The following is a 2,324-nucleotide window of genomic DNA, read 5'->3' as shown; positions in this document are numbered from 1 at the left end:
AGTCGCCCGCGAGTTCCCGATCGTGTACCGCGTGCAGGACAAGGTCGAGCAGATCGGCACGCTGTATGTCGAGGCGACACTCGCCAACCTCTATCACGATCTGACGCGCACGGCGCTCGTGATACTCGTGAGCCAGGGCGCGAATACGTTTCTCGTCGCGCTGTTCACGTTTTACATTCTGTGGCGGCTGCTCACGCGGCACCTCGCGGCGATCGCGCGCAGCGTCAGCGACTACGATTTCCACGAGCCGCCCTCGCCGTTCGTTCTGCAACGCAAGCCGCCGCGCGAGCCGGACGAGCTCGACCGCGTGGTGTCGGCGTTCAACGCAATGGGGATGCGGCTGCATCGCGCGTATCTCGACGAACGCGAAGCAGCCGTCGAGCGCGAAGCGCGGCACATGGCGGAAGCGGCCAATCGCGCGAAAGGCGAGTTCCTCGCGAACCTGAGCCACGAATTGCGCACGCCGCTCAACGGCATTCTCGGCTATGCGCAGATTCTCCGGCGCGACAGCACGCTCAGCCTGCGTCAGCGCGACGGCGTTGCCGTGATCCAGCAGAGCGGCGAGCACCTGCTGGCGCTGATCGACGAGACGCTCGATTTCGCGAAGGTCGAAGCGGGCAAGCTGCGCATCGAGATTTGCGACGTGCCGCTGGCGGGCCTCGTCGATACGATTCGCGAGATCATCGGCGTGAAGGCCGAACAGCGCAAGCTCGCGTTCGAATGCACGGTTGCGGCCGATGCGCCGGGCGGCGTGCGCGCCGACGAGCATCGCTTGCGCCAGGTGCTGCTCAATCTGTTGTCGAACGCGATGAAGTTCACCGATGAAGGCAGCGTGCGCCTGTTCATCGGGCGCGCGGAAAACGGCGCGGCCCGCTTCGAGGTGCACGACACGGGCATCGGCATCGCCGCCGAGTATCACGAGAAGATCTTCATGCCCTTCGAACAGGCAGGCGGCACCGAACGCCGCGCGGGCGGCACGGGGCTTGGCCTCGCGATCAGCCGCCAGTTCGTGCGCGCGATGGGCGGCGAGGTGAAGGTCGAGAGCGACGTCGGGCGTGGCAGCGTGTTCTGGTTCGAACTGCCGCCCGCGCTCGTGGAACCGCGCATTCTCCACGTGACGAGCGGCGCCGCGATCATCACAGGTTACGAAGGTCCGCGCCGCAAGGTGCTGGTGATCGACGACGTGCAGATCAACCGCGCCGTCATCGTCGAGCTGCTGACGCGGATCGGCTTCGACACCGTGGAGTCCGCGAGCGGCGCCGATGGCATCGCGCTTGCGCAAACGGAATCTCCCGATCTGATACTCACGGACATCGTGATGCCCGGCATCGACGGTCTGACTGTGACGCGCCGCTTCCGCGCGATGCCCGCGTTCGCGTGCACGCCGATCATCGCGATCTCGGCATCGCCGTGCGGCGTGGACGGCGCGAGGAGTCTGGAAGCGGGCGCGAACGCGTTCATCAGCAAGCCACTCGATTTCGACGTGCTGCTCGCGCGAATCGCGGCGCTGCTCGGTATCGACTGGATTCGCGAGGCTGTCCAGCCGCCCGCCGGGGCGCCGATGCCGGCGACCTTTCCCGTCAACATTCCCGCCGAAGCAATGAGCGAGCTGCATCAGCTTGCGCGCGACGGCAACATGAGCGGCATCGTGCAATGGGCCGAGCGGATGGCAGCGAGCGATCCGGCGCACGCCGCCTTTGCGGCACGGCTGCATCAACTGGCGCGTGCCTGGCAGTCGAAGGCGATCCTGCAACTGGTGGAGCGCTATCTCGAAGGGAACACGGCATCATGAGCCACGTCGCTGCGTCCGCCGTGCCGTCGGGCACGATCCTGATCGTCGACGATACGCCCGCCAATGTCGGCGTGGTCGTCGACAGTCTCGAGGCGCGCGGCATCCGCGTGCTGGTTGCGCTCGACGGTATGGAGGCGCTCGAACGCGCGGCCTTCGCGCAGCCCGATCTGATTCTGCTCGACGTGAAGATGCCCGGCATCGACGGCTTCGAAACCTGCCGGCGGCTCAAGCGTGACGAACGCACGCGCGATATCGCTGTGATCTTCATGACTTCGCTGACGGGCCATGAAGACCGCGTCGAAGGGTTTTCCTCGGGCGGTGTCGATTACGTGACCAAGCCGCTGCGCGTCGACGAGATGCTCGCGCGCGTCGGCGTGCATCTCGAACTGCGCGCGATGCACAAGCAACTCGTTGCGCAGAACCGGCAACTGCTGGATGAAGTCGCGGTGCGCAAGGAGACGGAAGCGGCGCTCGAACAGGTACGCGACGATCTCGAACGGCGCGTCGCGTTGCGCACGGAAGAACTGGCGCG

The 2,324-nt window shown here is 66.0% G+C and carries 2 protein-coding genes; both read left to right on the top strand.

Going from position 1 to position 2,324, the window contains the following annotated elements:
- Positions 1-1,792: ATP-binding protein (locus KFO72_RS41745; protein WP_225034542.1), on the top strand; the 1,792-nt coding region annotated here is incomplete at its 5' end.
- A partial coding sequence (locus KFO72_RS41740; RefSeq protein WP_225034541.1) for a response regulator occupies positions 1,789-2,324 on the top strand: 536 nt, incomplete at its 3' end. The genes KFO72_RS41745 and KFO72_RS41740, both read left to right, overlap by 4 nt.

This window comes from Paraburkholderia sp. XV, assembly GCF_020177535.1.
GTDB lineage: Bacteria > Pseudomonadota > Gammaproteobacteria > Burkholderiales > Burkholderiaceae > Paraburkholderia > Paraburkholderia caribensis.
This window is presented reverse-complemented; position numbering and strand designations above follow the sequence as displayed.